At 69.4% G+C, this 17,498-nt stretch carries 16 protein-coding genes; 8 read left to right on the top strand and 8 right to left on the bottom strand.

Annotation, left to right across the window (positions count from 1 at the left end; translation table 11 throughout):
• Window positions 1–69: 69 nt before the first annotated feature.
• The 5 genes from INT49_RS01205 to ngcE all read right to left on the bottom strand — a co-directional run bounded on the left by INT49_RS01205 (window position 70) and on the right by ngcE (window position 5,412).
• A complete protein-coding gene (locus INT49_RS01205; protein ID WP_193115885.1) occupies window positions 70–864 on the bottom strand; it encodes an endonuclease/exonuclease/phosphatase family protein in 795 nt (264 codons plus the stop codon).
• Between the two features lie 142 nt (window positions 865–1,006).
• Window positions 1,007–1,939 carry a MurR/RpiR family transcriptional regulator gene (locus tag INT49_RS01200; RefSeq protein ID WP_193115884.1) on the bottom strand — a complete coding sequence of 311 codons (933 nt, stop codon included), beginning with the start codon at window positions 1,937–1,939 and terminating at the stop codon, window positions 1,007–1,009.
• A 160-nt stretch (window positions 1,940–2,099) separates the two neighbouring features.
• Complete coding sequence (locus tag INT49_RS01195) at window positions 2,100–3,050, bottom strand: carbohydrate ABC transporter permease (protein ID WP_226849571.1); 951 nt, start codon at window positions 3,048–3,050, stop codon at window positions 2,100–2,102.
• A complete protein-coding gene (locus INT49_RS01190) occupies window positions 3,050–3,970 on the bottom strand; it encodes a carbohydrate ABC transporter permease (protein WP_193115883.1) in 921 nt (306 codons plus the stop codon). The genes INT49_RS01195 and INT49_RS01190 overlap by 1 nt, the downstream gene beginning before the upstream one ends.
• Window positions 3,970–5,412, bottom strand: coding sequence for an N-acetylglucosamine/diacetylchitobiose ABC transporter substrate-binding protein (gene ngcE, locus INT49_RS01185; protein ID WP_193115882.1), 1,443 nt, complete (start codon window positions 5,410–5,412; stop codon window positions 3,970–3,972). The genes INT49_RS01190 and ngcE overlap by 1 nt, the downstream gene beginning before the upstream one ends.
• Before the next feature lie 721 nt (window positions 5,413–6,133).
• Here ngcE and INT49_RS01180 point away from each other — a divergent pair.
• Window positions 6,134–7,774, top strand: a complete 1,641-nt coding sequence (locus INT49_RS01180) for a sodium:solute symporter family protein (protein ID WP_226849607.1) — start codon at window positions 6,134–6,136, stop codon at window positions 7,772–7,774.
• A gap of 58 nt (window positions 7,775–7,832) precedes the next feature.
• Window positions 7,833–7,961 carry a putative transporter small subunit gene (locus INT49_RS20965; protein WP_226849570.1) on the top strand — a complete coding sequence of 43 codons (129 nt, stop codon included), beginning with the start codon at window positions 7,833–7,835 and terminating at the stop codon, window positions 7,959–7,961.
• A gap of 114 nt (window positions 7,962–8,075) precedes the next feature.
• Here the strand turns inward: INT49_RS20965 and INT49_RS01175 are convergent, their stop codons facing one another.
• Window positions 8,076–9,176 carry a Gfo/Idh/MocA family protein gene (locus INT49_RS01175; RefSeq protein WP_193115880.1) on the bottom strand — a complete coding sequence of 367 codons (1,101 nt, stop codon included), beginning with the start codon at window positions 9,174–9,176 and terminating at the stop codon, window positions 8,076–8,078.
• A gap of 257 nt (window positions 9,177–9,433) precedes the next feature.
• Here INT49_RS01175 and INT49_RS01170 point away from each other — a divergent pair, with 257 nt between their 5' ends.
• Complete coding sequence (locus tag INT49_RS01170; protein WP_193115879.1) at window positions 9,434–9,793, top strand: hypothetical protein; 360 nt, start codon at window positions 9,434–9,436, stop codon at window positions 9,791–9,793.
• 136 nt (window positions 9,794–9,929) lie between these two features.
• On the opposite strand, the gene INT49_RS01165 is transcribed toward INT49_RS01170, so the two are convergent.
• A complete protein-coding gene (locus tag INT49_RS01165) occupies window positions 9,930–10,865 on the bottom strand; it encodes an aldo/keto reductase (protein ID WP_193115878.1) in 936 nt (311 codons plus the stop codon).
• A 163-nt stretch (window positions 10,866–11,028) separates the two neighbouring features.
• Between INT49_RS01165 and INT49_RS01160 the strand changes: the two genes are divergently transcribed.
• The 5 genes from INT49_RS01160 (at window position 11,029) to INT49_RS01140 (ending at window position 16,407) form a co-directional block, all read left to right on the top strand.
• Complete coding sequence (locus tag INT49_RS01160; RefSeq protein WP_319021463.1) at window positions 11,029–12,288, top strand: MFS transporter; 1,260 nt, start codon at window positions 11,029–11,031, stop codon at window positions 12,286–12,288.
• A 141-nt stretch (window positions 12,289–12,429) separates the two neighbouring features.
• Entirely contained in the window at window positions 12,430–12,879 is a 450-nt protein-coding gene (locus INT49_RS01155; RefSeq protein ID WP_193115876.1) for a DUF2871 domain-containing protein, read from the top strand.
• Window positions 12,880–13,223: 344 nt separating this feature from the next.
• Window positions 13,224–14,216 carry a class II fructose-bisphosphatase gene (glpX, locus tag INT49_RS01150; protein ID WP_193115875.1) on the top strand — a complete coding sequence of 331 codons (993 nt, stop codon included), beginning with the start codon at window positions 13,224–13,226 and terminating at the stop codon, window positions 14,214–14,216.
• Between the two features lie 180 nt (window positions 14,217–14,396).
• Complete coding sequence (locus tag INT49_RS01145) at window positions 14,397–15,086, top strand: NUDIX hydrolase (RefSeq protein WP_193115874.1); 690 nt, start codon at window positions 14,397–14,399, stop codon at window positions 15,084–15,086.
• An 88-nt stretch (window positions 15,087–15,174) separates the two neighbouring features.
• Complete coding sequence (locus tag INT49_RS01140) at window positions 15,175–16,407, top strand: amidohydrolase (protein ID WP_193115873.1); 1,233 nt, start codon at window positions 15,175–15,177, stop codon at window positions 16,405–16,407.
• 36 nt (window positions 16,408–16,443) lie between these two features.
• Here INT49_RS01140 and INT49_RS01135 read toward each other — a convergent pair whose 3' ends face one another.
• Window positions 16,444–17,457: an acetylxylan esterase gene (locus INT49_RS01135; RefSeq protein WP_193115872.1), complete on the bottom strand. Its 1,014-nt coding sequence runs from the start codon at window positions 17,455–17,457 to the stop codon at window positions 16,444–16,446.
• Between the last annotated feature and the right edge of the window lie 41 nt (window positions 17,458–17,498).

Genomic DNA, 17,498 nt, shown 5'->3' with positions numbered 1-17,498 from the left:
TGCCGTCGAACACACCCCATCAGCACAAGGCCGACAAAGCCATCCTCACAGTCAGCTCTGATGGGTCGGTCAGCTCTGATGGGCCAGCAGCTCGAGGTGCGCGTGAACGGGCAGGTGATCACTGGGGAAGACCCCGTCGAGGCGGAAGTCGTCGATCCGTGCCGCGGCGACGCGGACGTCCTGGCTCAGCAGGATCCAGTCGATGCGGACGTCGGACTCCTCGACCTCCCCGAAGAAGGGGAAGGTGCCCCACCCCGGGCTGAGGTGCTCCTCGGCGGCGAGCCAGGAGTCCTGCAGCCCGTAGTCCTCGACGAGGACCGTGTAGGCGGGGGAGCGGCGGGCGATCGAGTTGAAGTCACCGGTGGTGATCGACGGCAGACCGAGCAGACGGAACTGCTCGAGATGGTCCGAGATCAGCTGCGCCCCCTTCGTCTTCGCCTGGGTGATCACATGGTCGAGATGGGTGTTGATATGCCCGAACTCCAGGCCGCTGGCCCGATCGCGGAAATGTGCCCTCACCGCCGTGCGGGGGCGGGCGTTCCCCCAGGTCGCGGAGCCGATCTCGCGAGGTCGGTCCGAGAGCCAGAACTGGTTCCAGCCCAGCAGCTCGAGGCGATCGGTGTTGTAGAGGATCGGGTTGATGAGGCCGTCGCTGCCGCCGGACTCCGCCATGCCGATCGACCGGTACGTCGGCCCCAGCCCGCGTTCGATCGGCCCGTAGGTCCAGGCCTGCATCTCCTGCAGTCCCAGCAGGTCCGGGCGATCTGCGGCCAGCATCGCCTCGATCGCCGGGGCGCGGTCCTCCCAGTGGCCGGGGTCGCCGGGGGAGGACGAGTCGGTCTGGAAGAGGGCGTTGAAGCTCATCACGTGCAGACGGGAGGCCGGCGCGGCCTCGGTGGCGGCGAGGTGGGGCGCGGCGAGGCCGGATGCGGCAAGGCCGGAGGAGATGACGTGCTCCTGGGGTCGGCGGATGCGGGGCAGGGAGGGGCGGGGGCGTGGCAGCGCCTCACCAGTAGCGGTCGAGCGCTTCCTCGACGGAGCTGAGGGCGTCGACGGATCGCTCGTGATGGCCGACCACGATGCCGGAGGCGAGGCAGTCCACGAGGAAGGTCTCGGAGATCCTGCTGTTCAGCGTGCCGGTGCGCAGCGGGGTGGAGTCCTGGACAGCGAGCACCACATGGTCGGCCACGACGGCCCCGGGGGATCGCGAGAGGCGGGTGATCAGCACCGTGACGCAGCCGCGGCGCTTCGCCTCCGTGAGAGGTGGGATGCACTCGCTCTCGGTGCCGGTGTCCGAGACGACCACGAGGACGTCACCGGGACGGGCCGCGGCCAGCCCGATCACGGCCGACGGCGGATCGTGGAAGCTCGTCGCGGGGATCGAGAGGCTGCGGAGCTTGTGCTCGAGCGACACCGCGATCGCATGCGCCGATCCGGCTCCGATCGCGTACACATGGCTGGCGTCGCCGAGGGCCTGTGTCACCGTCTCGAAGGAGTCCTGGTCCAGCAGCCGTGCGGTCTCATCCATGGATCGTGCCCCGAGCAGGGCGAGGCGGGAGACGAGGTCGGGCAGCGGCGTCTGGGCGGTGATGTCCCCGGAGAGGCTCGGCACTGGTCCCTGATCGGACCGCTGCGCCGCCAGCGCGAGCTCCATGCGCAGGCTGGAGAAGCCACTCACCCCCAGAGCCCGGCAGAGCCTGGTCACCGAGGCGGCCGAGGACCCGGCCCGTGCCGCGTAGTCCGTGATGGTCATCCTCCCCACCTCCGCGGGGGACTCCAGCGCGACCTGGGCCAGCTGCCGGAGCTGCGGCGGCAGGGTGGGCAGCTCCGCCCGGAGGACGGCGAGGATCGGGAGCGGCCGGGGTGCCTGAGCGCTCGGTGCACCCTCGTCGTGGGCGGGACGCGGCGGCGAGGTCGCGTCGGGATCGACGGATGACATCAGTGTCGGGGCCTTCCTGTGCTGGGGGCCCACCTGTGGCGATGCACGGGGCAGGGAGACCGGTGTGCGGCGGGGTGGGTGCCCATCATCCCAGGACAGGGGCTGTCAGGAGTCTGGTTCGGAGCATGCCGCATCGCCGGCGGGGTCATACCGGAGCACCTCACTTCAGGGCACCGGCGGTCAGGCCCTGCTGTACCTGGCGCTGGAAGAGGATGTACACGATGAGCACCGGGACCATCGAGATGAGCAGCCCGGCGAAGAGCTGCGCCATCGACGTCGGGGAGGTCTCGTAGTTCTCGCCGAGCGCCAGGGCGGCGAGTCCTTGGCTGAGCACGTAGTTCGAGCGCTCCTCGTCCTGCTGCGGGTTCAGCACCACGGGGATCAGGTACTGGTTCCACTGTCCGAGGAAGTTGAACACGGCGATCGAGATCAGGCCGGGCCGAGCCAGGGGGAGCATGATCCGGAAGAACACCCCGAAGTGGCCGGCACCGTCGATGAACGCCGCCTCGGACAGCTCCTCGGGCAGCGAGCGGAAGAACGCGGTGAGGAAGAAGACCGAGAACGGGAGGGAGAACGCCGCGTAGACGAGGATCAGGCCGACGGGGGTGGCGAACAGCCCGAGCGACTGCACGATCTTCACCAGCGGCACGATGGCGAGGAACACCGGGAAGGTCATGCCGGCGAGATACAGGTAGTACAAAGCGCGGCTGCCCCGGAACGGGTACTTCGCCATCACATAGGCCGTCATCACGGCCAGCAGCATGGTCAGGCCGACGCCGCCGGCCACGACCACCACGGTGTTCAGGAAGAACGCGCTGATGTTGGATTCGGTCCACGCGTCGACGTAGACCCCCACCCGCAGCTCGGAGGGAGGCCCGAACGGGCTGTTGTAGATCTCCACGTTGGTCTTGAGGGAGGACATCAGCATCCACACCAGGGGCACTGCGACCACGAGCGCCCAGGGGACCAGGAACAGCTGAGGGATCAGCGCGGCCACGCGGGATGAGCGGGATGAGCGGGAGGGGCGCGAGCCCTTCGGCACTCTGTGCGCGGGCGTCGCAGGACGTGGGTCCGGTGCAGGACGATCCGTCATGAGGGGCTGGGTGCTCATCAGTACTCGTACTCCTCGCGCTTGGTCAGTCGGAAGGTCACCAGGGCGAGCGCCACCGAGCCGAGCATCATCACGGTGCCCATGGCGGCGGCGTACCCGAACTGCGAGTTCAGGGAGAACGCCGTGCGGTACAGGTACGTCGACATCACGTCTGCTCCGAAGTCGGCCGCGGTACCCGTCTGTGACATGACCGCGACCAGCGCGAACGAGTCGATCGTGCCGATCGCGAGGTAGATGAACGCCGTCTGCACGTGGGACCAGATCAGCGGCAGGGTGACGTGGAGGAAGCTGCGCAGCCTCCCGGCCCCGTCCAGGGCGGCGGCCTCGAACAGCTCGTCGGGGACCCGCCCCATGGCGGAGAGGAACAGCACCATGTAGAAGCCGACGGAGGACCACACAGCGGCCACGGCGATGGCCAGCAGGATGAACCGCGGATTGCCGAGCGGGCCGTTGGGCACCACGGTCAGCAGGTCCAGGCCCACCATGGACAGCAGCCCCTGCAGCAGGCCGCCGCGCGAGGCGTAGACGTAGCTGAACAGGATGCCGATGATCACGACCGGCACGACCTGCGGGAAGAAGAACAGGATCCGGTACAGGTCCCCGCCCGGGGTGGCGCGGAGGTTGCCCGCACCGCCCCGGGTGATCAGGGACGCGAACAGCAGCGCCAGCCCCAGCGTGAACACCGGGATCACCACCAGGAGCGCGACGTTGTGCCAGACGGAGCGCCACCACGACCCGTCCCCGAGCAGGCGGAGGTAGTTGTCCAGCCCGATGTAGGTCAGATCGGGGGTGAACCCGGTCCAGTCGGTGAAGGAGATCTGCACGCCCTGGGCGAAGCTGGACAGCACGAACACCGTGTACAGCACCAGGCCGGGCACGGTGAACGTGACGATCAGCCGCCACAGTCCGCGCTTGTGCATCAGCGGGTCTGCTTCGCGATCGCGTCGTCGGCCTTCGTCGCGTCGGCCTTCTTCTGGCAGCGGTCCAGGAATCCGTCGACGTCCAGGTCCCCGAGCACCAGCGCGGTCAGCGCCGCGCGGATCTCCTCGACCATCGAGGGGTACCAGGAGTCGAACTTCACGGGGGCCCAGGGCTCGACGGCGTTGGACTTGTCGATCATCTCGGTGATGGTCGCGAAGGCCGGAGAGAGCTCCTGGCCCTCATGGGCGCCCTTGACCATCGTGACCGAGTTGGTGAGCTTCGCGTAGTTCTGCGAGGCGTCCTTGCTGAGCAGGGCGCGGAGGAACTCGAAGGCGGCGGGCTGGTTGGCTGCGTCGGCCGGGACGTACCAGCCGGCCCCGGGGTTGTTGGGTGTGAGGTCGGCCAGCGACTCATCTGGCGCGGGCAGCGCGGTCGCGGTGAGCTCGAAGCCCTCGGGGATCGCAGATTTCATCTCGTTCTCGAGCCAGGCACCGACCGGGATGAAGGCCGCTTCGTGGTTCAGCCAGGCCGTCTGCGACTGGATGTGGGTCATCTGGGCGACGCCGGGGAGGATCAGCTCGTCCGTTCTGAGCTGGAGCAGAGCCTCCGCGGCCTCACGGATCGCGCTCTGCTGCCAGGCCCCGTCCTCGAGATTGTCGACGTTCTTCCAGACCTCCTGGCCGCCGATCTTCGCCACCAACGGCTGGAACACGCCTTCATCGAAGTAGTTGGCGTTCATGCCCGTGAATGCCCACGGATAGATGCCGTCGGCCTTGATGGTGGCCGAGAGGGTCATCAGCTGGTCCCAGGTGCGCGGCATCTCCCAGCCCTTGCCCGCGAACAGCGCCGCGTCGTGCCAGATCGCCCAGGCGTACTGCACGGTGTTGAGCCCGACGAGCTGGTCCGCGACCATGCCCGCCTCGCGCACGCCGGGGTTGAGGCTCTCCTCCACGGTGATCGCGGGGTCGTCCCAGCTGGGCGCGGCCAGGAGGTCCTCGAGGGAGGCGAGCTGATCGTTGGTGGCCAGCGAGTTCACGTCCAGCGCGCCGGCACCGGAGTTCTGGAACAGGTCCGGCGGGGTCTGGTTGACGAACTGCGGCTGCAGGGTGCTGAGGTCCTCGGCGCGCACGATCTTCGTGGTCACCTCGGGGCGCTTCGTCTCGAAGAGGTCCTGCGTGAAGTCGAGGTGGGGGACCCCGGTGCCACCGTCGAAGACGAACGCGGTGAACTCCCCACCGTCCACGCCGAAGGGGTTGTCCTCACTGGTCGCGGCGGCCGGTCCCGCCTGCTCGGAGCCGCCGCTCGCGCCGCCGGTGGCGCAGGCCGAGAGCCCGGCGACGCCCAGGGCTCCGGCGAGACCCAGGAAGGAGCGACGGGAGGAGGGTAGTGCGGAGGTGCGTGGGGAACGAGAGGAGCGGGAGTCAGAGAGGGGGATAGACATGATGACCTTTCGACGTCCTTGAACGGTGACGACTCCACGGTGAGCCGCTTCCATGGCCTGCTGGTGTCACGTAGATGAAAATCTAGCCCTCTACTGAGGGGTAACGTGCAAATTCTTTTCATCCCATCGTGCCCCGGGGATGCGGGGCTCGTGATGGGAGGGTCGCGAGGCCCTGGTCGGGGCGCAGAACGCCGGGATGGTCGCGACCGAAAATCCCGTTCGTCAGGCCGTGCAGGGCTGAATGGTGCATGTTCATGCGGAGCGACGGTCATGTGATGCGGGACGCATGGTTGTCCGACAATCCTTTTGCTGGCCTGACCAGCGCAACGTGACATCCCAGTGACTTCTCAGGTGGCAGAGTGTGCATAAGTGTGCGACTCTTCCCAAGGTCCTATGTGTGGTTGTGACGTGCGGGATCGAGTCTTGTGAGAGCTCGGGTCCCGCCGCAGCCGTTGCGGTTCACATCCTCGGAGCAGATGCGTGGCATCGCCCGAGTCGATGTCGGACGGCCCCCACCACAGGGCTTGCTGCCGGTCTGCCCGACGTGGGGAACCACCCTGGACTCAACGCGCCCTGCGCGCGTCGCGGATGACCGGACGACTGAAAGACATGTCTGTCTGCGACGAAAGGAAGTCCTGTGCCACCTGAGTCACCGGGGGAGATCTCCCAGCTCGGCATCATCGGCGTGATCGTCCTCCTCCTGCTCTTCTACGGCGGCACGATGTGGATGTCCGTCGTCATCTCCCGCAAGAAGGAGAACGCCGACGACTACATGACCGCCGGCAACAAGATCGGCTTCGGCGTCTCCGCGGCGTCGATGACCGCGACCTGGATCTGGGCGTCCTCGATGTACGCCTCGGTCACCGCGGGCTACACCTACGGCGTCTCCGGCCCCATCCACTACGGGCTGTGGGGCGCCCTGATGATCCTGTTCATCTACCCCTTCGGCAAGCGGATCCGGAAGGTCGCGCCCAAGGCGCACACGCTGGCCGAGGTCATGTACGCCCGGCACGGCCGGTCCTCGCAGCTGATGCTGGCGGGCTCCAACGTGCTCGGCTCGGTCATCTCGCTGACCTCGAACTTCATCGCGGGCGGTGCGATCATCGCGATGCTCTCCCCGCTGAGCTTCGGCGCCGGCATCGTGATCATCGCCGCGGGCGTGCTGCTCTACACCCTGTGGTCCGGCTTCCGCGCCTCGGTGCTGACGGACTTCGCGCAGGTCCTGGCGATGCTCGGCGCGGCCGTCATCATCATCCCGGCGGTGTTCTTCGTCGTCGGCGGCCCGCAGATGTTCGCCGACGGCGTCGCCGCCGGCCACGTCACCCCGCAGCAGGAGAGCTTCTTCTCCTCGGATGCGTTCATGAACCAGGGTGCGCCCTACATCGCGGCCGTGCTCGCCTATGCGATCGGCAACCAGACCATCGCGCAGCGGCTCTTCGCCGTGCGCGAGGACCTCATCAAGCCCACCTTCATCACCGCGACCATCGGCTACGGCGCGACCGTGATCGGCATCGGCATGCTCGGCGTGATGGCCCTCTACCTGGGCGTCGAGCCCATGGGCGGGGACGTCAACAACCTGCTGCCGCAGATGGTCGGCACCTATCTGCCGGTGGGTCTCGTGGCCCTCGCCTTCATCATGATCATCGGCTCGCTGTCCTCCACCGCGGATTCCGACCTGTCGGCGCTGAGCTCGATCGTCATGACCGACATCTACGGCCAGTCCGTCGGGCGCACGAAGGTGAACCCGAAGCTCATGCTGCTGATCGGCCGGATCACGATGATCGTCGCGACCGCCGCGGCCCTGTTCTTCGCCACCGCGAAGTTCAACATCCTGGACCTGCTGGTGTTCGTCGGCGCCCTGTGGGGCTGCCTGGTGTTCCCGGTCATCGCCTCCTTCTACTGGAAGAAGGTCACCAACAAGGCGTTCACCGTCTCGGTCATCGTCGCGCTCGTGGTGTTCCTGCCGGTGCGCTTCACGCTCATCCCGCTGACCGGGGCCTGGGGGTTCGCCGTCGAGGCGCTCGCGATCCTCGGCGTCGGCGTGGTGCTGGGCATCATGGCGTTCGGCTTCTTCGGCCTGCGTCCCGCCCTGGTCATCGGCATCGTCTCGACCCTCGCGGTGCTGCCGTTCGGCTTCGGCTACCTGCGTGACTTCGAGACGCTGTCCGGCTCGCTCGTCGCCTACTCGGTCTCGTTCCTGGTCTGCTACCTGATGAGCGTCAGGTCCTCGCAGAACTTCGACTTCGCCGTGATCGGCACGATCACCGGCGACTTCGACGAGGAGGACGAGGCCTCTGATCAGCCCTCCGAGGCGGGCGGCACTCCGCCGGCCGACGAGATCTCCGCACCTGCCGGACGCTGACCGACCACCCGCGCGGCGGGGCCGCTCGCCCTGCCGCACCCTGAGAGAGGAGAGCGCTATGACTGCTCTGCTGACCGTCTACCTGCTCATGTGGCCCGTGCTGGTGCTCGGCGTCCTGATCACGATCGTCCGCGGCTTCGCCAAGGACGTCAAGGAAGCCCGCGCTGAGGGGCGCCAGATCATCTGAACTCGCCTCACCGCGCAGCACAGCGCCCGTCGGCCCCGGAGAGGGCCGACGGGCGCTGTGCGTCTGCGTGCGTGCGCTGCGACGGCGGCGACGGTGCGGGGGGAGGGCGCGGGCTCAGTTCCCGACGCCGCTGTTGGTGTAGGCGTCCTTGAGGATCTGCAGCGACCCCATGGCCTCGGCGGGGCCGATCCAGAACGGTTCGGGGGCATCGAGGCTCGCGTAGAAGTCGCGGATCAGCTCTTCATGGGAGACGCCCCAGTAGGACCGCCCGCCGGCGGAGGCGACCTTGTCGGAGAAGGTGTCCACACGGCCGTCGGCCCAGCGCACGGTCAGGCCGCCGCCGCGTCCCGAACGCACCTCGAGGTAGGCGTTCTCGGTCTCGACCTCGAGCTCCACGGGCCGGGCGATGGGCGCCGTGAGCGTCGCGTAGAACGTGGTGGTGATGCCGGAGGCATGGTGCAGCACGAGATCCGCGGTGTCCTCGACCTCGACGACCCCCGCGAACTTCTTCTGCGAGACCAGGCCCTCGGTGCGCTCGACCGGGCCGAGCAGCCACTGCACGAGGTCCAGGGTGTGGATCGCCTGATTGATGAGCAGCCCGCCGCCGGCGTTCTCCCAGCGCCCGCGCCACGGCTTCGCGGCGTAGTAGTCCGCGGTGCGGCTCCACACCACCGAGGCCCATGCGCCGCGCACCTCGCCGAGCTCACCGCTGCCCAGCAGGCGGGCGAGCTCCTGGCTGGCGCGGTTGTAGCGGTTCTGGAAGCAGATGCCGATCGTGGGCGCGCCCTGGCCGCCGTCGGCCCGAGCGGCGGTGACAGTGCCTCCAGCGCTCGCGGTGCCCTCGGCGGTTACGGTGCCCTCGGCGGAGACGGCTCCGAGCGCCTCCACCAGGCGCGTGCCCTCCGCCAGGGTGTGGGCGAGCGGCTTCTCCTGCAGCACGTGCACGCCGCGCTCGAGAGCGGCGAGTGAAGGGCCGACGTGCTGGTCGTGCGGGGTCGTCACGTGCACGGCGTCCGGTCCCAGCGCATCGATCAGCTCGTCGACGCTCGCGAAGGTGGGCAAGCCGGTCGCGGCCTCGGCGCGCTCGCGCGCTGCGGGGTCGACGTCTGCGATGCCGACGAGCTCCAGGCCGTCGATCGCCTCGATCGCCCCGACGTGGACCACGGACACATCGCCGTATCCGACCAGTCCGATACGCCTGTCGCGCTGAGCCATGAGCTGTGCCTCCTCGCCGCTCCGATGCGGCACGTGGGTGGGAATCTGCGTCCCATCCTGGTCTGTTCCGGCCGGTGGCGGTAGGGGTTGCCGCGCGGTGCCCGGTGGGCTGCCCGGCTGGCCGTGTCGATGGGGAGTCCTGCCCGAGGACCCCTCCCCATCGACGGTTCCGAGAGGTCAGGCGAGGATCAGGGGGAACGACGAGCCGAGGTGGTGCTCGTCCCCCTGCCGACCACCGACGACGACGAGGACTTCCCATGACCGCGAACGAATCGCAGCCCCTGCTCCCGGAGCCGACCACGAAGCTCAGGGACATACCCAGGGCCACCTATATCGGACTGGTCATCGGAGCGCTCGGCTTCGTCATCTCCCTGTCCTCCACGACGAGCTCCACGGTCAACGGGGTCCAGACCGCCTGCTCCTACCAGGACTACGGTGCGATGATCGCGGCCGCACTCTGCCTCGTGTGCGCCGTCGCCGGCATCGTCCAGCGTCGGAAGCATCCATATCAGTACCCCGTCCAGCAGTGGATCGTGTACGTGCTCGCCGGGGTGCTGACCGTGCTCGCCGTGGTCCACGCTCTGCGCGGCTTCGCCGTGATCGGCGGGCCGTGCTGAGCGCGGAGGCTCGGGGCGAGAGCTGCTGAGACAGAACTGAGGCGACGGAACCCTGCACAGTGCAGGGTTCCGTCGCCTCAGCTCCGTCTGCTGGTCGTGGCCGGTCAGGCGGCGACTGGTCGGGCCGCGGCGCGGATCAGGGGACGATCCAGCCGGCGGCGCGGAACAGCTCGTACCACTCGGGCCGGGTCAGCGGGATCTCGGAACCGGCGGCGGAATCCGTGACGCGCTCCGGCGTGGTGGTGCCGAGGACGACCTGCATCTGCGCCGGGTGACGGGTGATCCAGGCGGTCGCGATCGCCTCGGGGGCGACGTCGTACTTCGCGGCGAGGCGGTCGATGACCGCGTTGAGCTCCGCGTGCTCCGGATTCCCCAGGAACACGCCGTCGAAGAACCCGGCCTGGAACGGCGACCAGGCCTGCACGGTGATGTCGTGCAGGCGGCAGTAGTCCAGGATCCCGCCGCCGTCGCGCACGATCGCCTGATCGGTGCCCTGCATGTTCGCCGAGACGCCCTGCGCGATGAACGTGGAGTGCGTGATCGACAGCTGCAGCTGGTTGGCGACGATCGGCTGGTTCAGGTGCTTGGCGAGCAGATCGATCTGGCGCGGGGTGTGGTTGGAGACGCCGAAGCTGCGCACCTTGCCGCTCGCGTGCAGCTCGTCGAAGGCGCGGGCGACCTCCTCGGGCTCGACCAGCGCGTCGGGACGGTGCAGCAGGAGGATGTCGATGTAGTCGGTCTGCAGCGCCTTCAGCGACCCCTCGACGGACTCGATCAGATGCTCGTAGGAATAGTCGAAGTAGGGACCGGAGGGCACGATGCCGGCCTTGGTCTGGAGCGTGACCTGCTCCCGCTCGGAGGAGCTGAGCTGCATCGCCTCGGCGAAGCGGGCCTCGCACTGGTGCAGCTCGCTGCCGTAGACGTCGGCGTGATCGAGGAAGTCGATGCCCGCCTCGCGGGCGGTGCGCACCAGGGTGCGGATCTCGTCGTCGGACTTCTCGGAGATGCGCATCAGCCCGAGCACCACGTTGGGTGCGGAGATATCGGTGTGCGGCATGGCGATGTGCTTCATGGGGTGACCTCACGGGGCAGGGGACCGGCGGCGTCGCCAGGGGCAGCGGCGCCGGAAAGAGCCTATGCCCGTAGGACGCCGCCGTACACGTCAAAGTCGTGAGCGTTCCCGACCCGCGGGATGCAGGTGCGCCGGGGTGGGCCTTCTCCCTAGGATCGACACGGTGACCACGCCCTTCCCCACCTCCCACGTCCCGCCCGCTCCCCGGCGCGCGAAGGCGGGTGCGCGGATCACGCTGACGCTCGCCTCGCTCGCGATGCTCGGCCCCTTCACCATCGACACCGTGTTCCCCGCCTTCACCCGGATCGGGGCGGAGTTCGGCGGGGACGAGGTCGCCCTGCAGCAGCTGGTCTCGGCCTACCTCGCCGCGTTCGCGGTGATGTCGATCTTCCACGGCCCGCTCTCGGACGCCCTGGGTCGCAAGAAGGTCATGATCGGTGGCCTCGTCATCTACCTGATCGGCATGTTCGGCTGCGTGCTCGCACCGAGCATGGGCACCTTGATCCTTCTGCGCGTGCTGCAGGGGATGAGTGCGGGCGCCGCCACGATCGTCTCCCGCGTGGTCATCCGCGACATGTTCTCGGGATCCGAGGCGCAGCGACTGATGGCCCAGGTCATGATGATCTTCTCGGTCGCCCCGGCGGTCGCCCCGATCTTCGGCGGCTGGCTCCTGCTGCTGGGGGACTGGCGGTGGGTGTTCGCCGGGGTCGGCGCCTACGCGCTGCTCGTCCTGGTCCTCACCGTGCGGCTGCCCGAGACGCTCCCGCCCGAGGCCCGCACCCCGTTGCGCGTCCGCTCGCTGCTGGGCTCCCTCGCGCATGTGGGCCGGTCGCCGGTGATGCTGCGGGTCGCGGCGGCGTCCGCCTTCGGGTTCGCCGCCCAGTTCCTGTTCATCGCCGGGGCCTCGATCGTCGTGGTGCGGCTGCTGGGGCTCGGCGAGAGGGACTTCTGGGTGTTGTTCATCCCACTGATCATCGGCATGCTCTCCGGCGCCTGGGTGGTGGGCCGCGTCGCCGACCTCATGGACCGCAGCAGGCTGATCACCTTCGGGTTCGTCGGCACCGTCGTGACCACCGTCGTGAACCTGGTGCTGGTCTCCTTCGCGCCGGAGTTCACCGGGGGCCTGAGCTGGGGTCTGCTGCTCGCCGTCATCGGGCCGATGCTCATCGCGTTCACGGTCGCCCTGCTGTTCGCGCCGATCCAGCTCGAGGTGCTGGACCTGTTCCCGCACGAGCGGGGTGCCGCCGCCTCGCTGGGCACCTTCTTCGGCCTGGTCCTCAACGCCCTGCTCGCCGGGCTGATCGCACCGCTGGTCACCACGGGCCTCGTGGCGCTCGGGCTCACGTCCCTCATCTTCGCCCTGCTCGGCGGCGGGTTCTGGGTCTGGCACCTCCGGGCCGTCCGTCGGCCGGTCGCCGCCTGACAGCACGACCCTCGGCGCGCGGCCCGTCGGCCGTTGCTCGTCGCCTGGCGACCTTCGTCATTCGATGCGTGGCCCGGGCCACCATGACGATCAATCCTTCGGTTGATCCCCAGGTCACGCCGGAATTCTAGAGTCGAAGACATGAACAAGCTCCTCAACACCGCGTTCGCGTACATCATCCTCGGCCTCGCCTCCGGACTCTTCTACCGCGAGTTCACCAAGGCCACCGACAACCTCGGCACCCACACCCAGCTCAACACCCTCCACACACACCTGCTCGTCCTGGGCATGGTCATGTTCCTCGTGGTCCTCGCCCTGGATGCGGTGTTCTCCCTGAGTGGCCGTCGCTCCTTCTCGGTCTTCTACTGGACCTACAACATCGGCCTCGTGGTGACCGTGGCGATGCAGGCCGTGCGCGGATTCCTCACCCTCGACGGCCAGGACCCCGCCACCACCAGCGCCGCTATCCCCGGCATCGCGGGCCTGGGGCACATGCTCCTGACCGTCGGACTCGTGGCCCTGTTCGTCGCCGTGCGCGCCGGCATCAAGGACCGCACCGCAGCCCTCGAGAAGACCGCCGCCACCGTCTGACCTCTCCACAACACAAGCCCGTGGCTCGTTCCGGTCATCCCGGGTCCGCGACTCGGCTGCTGCGTACCCACTGGCGCCATGTGTGCAGGCTCCGCCCTCTACGGCGAACCTGCACACATGGCGCCAGTGGATGCGTCGCCGTGAGCGCCACAGTGCCACAGGGGCATAGGGCGTTCCAGGGCATGACCACAGGTCCTGCACAGAGCATTCATCCGCAGTCCTCCCGGCGTCGACCGTGCGCCGGGTAGAGTCCGAAGCACCCGCACGGCATCGCCCGACCCGTCACGATCGGGCACCCGGATGCGCGGGATGGATCGACCCCGACGACGACGACGGAGGCCTTCATGACCAGCACTGCCAGCACCCCCACCGCCCCGGACCGCAACCTCGCCCTCGAACTGGTCCGCGTGACCGAGGCGGCCGCCATCGCCGGCGCCCGCTGGGTGGGCGCGGGGGACAAGAACCGAGCCGACGGCGCGGCCGTCGATGCCATGCGCACCTTCATGGACACCGTGCGGATGAACGGCACCGTCGTGATCGGCGAGGGCGAGAAGGACGAAGCGCCCATGCTGTTCAACGGCGAGAGCGTCGGCGACGGCACCGGCCCCGACGTGGACGTCGCGGTCGACCCGATCGACGGCACCCGCCTCACCGCGCTCGGCTACAACAACGCGCTCGCCGTGTTCGCCGTCGCCGAGAAGGGGAGCATGTACGACCCCTCCGCCGTGTTCTACATGGAGAAGATGGTGGTGGGCCCTGAGGCCGCCGACTACGTCGACCTGCGCCTGCCGGTCGCGCAGAACATCACCCTGGTCGCGAAGGCCCTGAACAAGCCGGTCAGCCAGGTCACCGTGTGCGTGCTCGAGCGGCCGCGCCACGAGCCCCTGGTTCAGGAGATCCGCGACGCCGGCGCACGCGTCAAGTTCATCATGGACGGCGACGTCGCCGGAGCGATCGCGGCCGCGCGCGGCGCCGGGGTGGACATGCTGCTGGGCACCGGCGGGACCCCCGAGGGGATCATCGCCGCCTGCGCCGTGAAGGCCACCGGCGGGATGCTCCAGGGCCGGCTCGCCCCGATCGACGACGCCGAGCGGCAGAAGGCGATCGACGCCGGGCATGACCTGGACCGGGTGCTCACCACATCGGACCTGGTCACCACCGACAACTGCTACTTCGCGGCCACCGGCATCACCGACGGCGACCTGTTGAAGGGCGTGCGCTTCCAGCAGGACCGTCTGATCACGGAGTCGATCGTGATGCGGGCCCAGTCGGGCACCGTACGCATCGTCGAGGCGGAGCACCGTGTCGAGAAGTGGGACCGCTGGCTCTCGGAGTGAGTGAGGCCCGTCCAGTGGCCCAGTGGCGCAACGACCAGGGCGGGGCCCGCTGACCAGGGCGGGTGCCGCTGACCAGGGCAGCGCCCGCTGGCTCGGGCCGTGTGACGGCGGCTGAGATCATTCTGTGATACGCACTGCAGTAGCAGTCAACCTGACCATAACCACCCCTAAGGTGACCGTATGGCCTCCCCTGTTGAAGACATCCGCGTCGCCGTCGACCTCATCGTCCTGACCCTGCGGGCAGACGCCCTCAACGTCCTGCTGGTCCAGCGCGAGGACGACCCCCACCGGGGCGCCTGGGCGCTCCCGGGCGGTTTCATCGAGCTCGAGGAGGACCTCGACGACGCCGCCTACCGGGTGCTCGCCGACGAGGCCTCGCTGGGCAGTAGCGCCGTGCACCTCGAGCAGGTCCGCACCTTCGGCACCCCGCACCGCGACCCCCGCGCCCGCGTCATCTCGGTGGCCTTCATGGCCCTCGGCGCCGATCTGCCGGACCCCGAGCGCGGCGACGACGTGGCCGACGCCCGCTGGTGGCCCATCGCCGAGCTGGCCGACATCGACCTGGCCTTCGACCACGCCGAGGTGCTCGAGTGCTCCATCGAGCGCGCCCGCGCCAAGCTCGAGTACACGACGCTCGCCGTGACCTTCCTGCCCGAGGAGTTCACCATCTCCCAGCTGCGCGGGGTCTACGAGCACGTGTGGGGCACGACCCTGGACGCCGGCAACTTCCATCGCAAGGCCACCCGCACCGAGGGCTTCCTGCTCGAGCTCGACCGGCACGCCGCGCCCACCGGCGGCCGCCCCGCACGTCTGTACTCCGCGGGCCCCGGCACCTCCCTGGTGCCGCCCCTGCTGCGCGCGGGGGAGTGAGCCGGCGGCGGGCCGCGATCGCCTCCGGGTGATCGCTCCGGGGTGATCACTCGGGGATCGACGCCGCAGACCATGGCAGGATCGACCCGTGACTCTCGACGCCGCCCTCACGCACCCCGACCCGCGCAAGACCGCGATCGCCGCCGCCTTCGCGGCCCGCCGGGAGGACGTGCTCACCGTCGCGCGGGCGATCCACGCCGACCCCGAGACCGCCTTCACCGAGCAGCGCGCGCACGACCGCTGCGCAGACCTGCTCGAGGGCGCCGGGTTCGTCGTCGAGCGCGGCATCGCGGAGCTGCCCACCGCCTTCCGCGCCACCCTCGGCACCGGCTCCCTCGTCGCAGCGCTGTGCGTGGAGTACGACGCCCTGCCGGAGATCGGCCACGGCTGCGGGCACAACCTCATCGCCGGCGCCTCGCTCGGCGCGGCCCTCGCCCTGGCCGACGTCGTCGACCAGCTGGACGTGACGCTCCTGGTCATCGGCACGCCAGCCGAGGAGCACGGCGGCGGCAAGCAGCTGCTGATCGACCGCGGCGTGTTCGACGGCGTGCACCTCGCGCTCATGTCCCACCCCACCCCGCACACGGACACCTATGACGTGCTGGGCTCCACGAGCCAGGCCGTCGGCCGCTGGCGCGCCACCTTCACGGGCCGCGGGGCGCACGCCGCCGCGAACCCGACCGACGGGATCAATGCGAACGACGCCGCCGTGGTCGCCCAGGTCGCGGCCGGCCTGCTGCGCCAGCGGGTGAAGGACGGCCAGCGCCTGGCCCTGGTGCCCCAGCAGGGCGGGGTCACGAACATCGTGCCGGAGACCGCCGTGGTCGATTTCGAGTGCCGGGCGCTGACGATGCCCGAGTTCGAGCAGCTGCGCACCCAGCTCATCGCCTGCTTCGAGGCCGGCGCGGTCGCCACCGGATGCACGCTGGAGATCGAGGCCTCCGAGCCCACCTACGAACCGCTCCAGCAGGACGAGGTGCTCGGCATCTCCTGGAACGAGGCGATGGCCGCCCTGGGGCGCCCGCTCGCCGGATCGCTCGGCGTCATGGCCGCCTCCACCGACATGGGCAATGTGTCCCAGCGGGTCCCTGGCCTGCATCCCTTCGTCGGCATCACCGGCGCGGGCGGCGCCCTGCACACCCGCGAGTTCGCCGCGCACGCCGCGAGCGAGGAGGGCTACCTCCTCCTGGACGACTGTGCGGTCGCGATGGCCTGGGTGATCCAGGACGTCGCCACCAGCCACACCCGGCGCCCCCTCGTGCTCGAGCGGGCGGCCCAGCTGGCAGAAGAGCACCGGGGGCGTGGCGCTGCCTCGGCCTGACGTCCCCGGACTTCGCACGGCCCGATCAGAGCCGGGTCAGCGCCTCTCGGTCAGCCCCTCGAGGAACTCCAGCTGGCGGCGCCTGTGCTGCCACTGACCGTGCTCATGCCCGTCGAACGGATAGCTGCGCAGGCTCTTCCGAGCTCCCGCGTAGGCCTCGTAGGCGGCCAGCACGCCAGCCGGCGGGCACACCGGGTCCAGCATGCCGACCGCGAACAGGGCGGGGGCCTGCGCACGGGAGGCGAAGTGCACTCCGTCGAAGAACGACAGCGTGTGCAGAACGGCCTCCTCGTCTCCGCGCCTGGTGCGCAGGTAGTCACGGATCTGGGTGAACGGTCCGTCCGCGGCGGTCTGGACCGAGCGGGGGATGTCGCACAGCAGCGGCACCTCGACGAGCGCGCCCGCGATGCCGTCGCTCAGCGCCGCGGCGGCCAGGGCGGTGACGCCGCCCTGGCTCCCGCCCGAGACGACGAGCGGCCCGGCCCCGTGCCCCTGACGTGCACGCACGGCATCGACCGCGCACACGGCATCGGTGAACAGGCGGCGGTAGTAGTACGTCTCCGGCTGCTGGATCCCTGAGGTCATGCGGCCGACGATCTGCGGCCCGCTGCCCACGGGGTCCGGGGTATCGCCCGCCGAAGCGAGCCCGGTCTGCCCGCGGTTGTCCATCACGAACGTGGACCAGCTGGCGCTCGGCAGCAGCGTCCACTGCTCGGGGATCCCGCGGCCGGTGTTGTTGCCCAGGAACTGGATCACGGTCCCGCGCGATGCGCCGTGCGCGGGGGTCAGCATCCACCCCTTCACGGGATGTCCGTCGAACCCTGCGACGGTTACGTCCTCGACGTCGATGGTGCGCAGCGGCGACTCCACCGGGTCGAAGCGGGCTGCGTCGCGGCCCGCGTGCTCGACGAGAGTGGTCCGCCAGAACGCGTCGAATCCCTCCGGGCCGGTGCTGAGGGGGCTCGTGCCGGCGGGGCCGGTGCCGACGGGGCGGCCCGGACGGTGGGGAGGTGCCGGGGAGTCGCCCGTCGGCTCGGTCGGTGTCGCCATCGCCCCACGATAGATCTGCACAGAATGTGCATCAAGGGTTG

The organism is Brachybacterium tyrofermentans, assembly GCF_014897585.1.
In the GTDB taxonomy this organism is placed as follows: domain Bacteria; phylum Actinomycetota; class Actinomycetes; order Actinomycetales; family Dermabacteraceae; genus Brachybacterium; species Brachybacterium tyrofermentans.
Note: the sequence above shows the minus strand (reverse complement) of the source record. Positions and strands in the feature narration are given on the sequence as shown.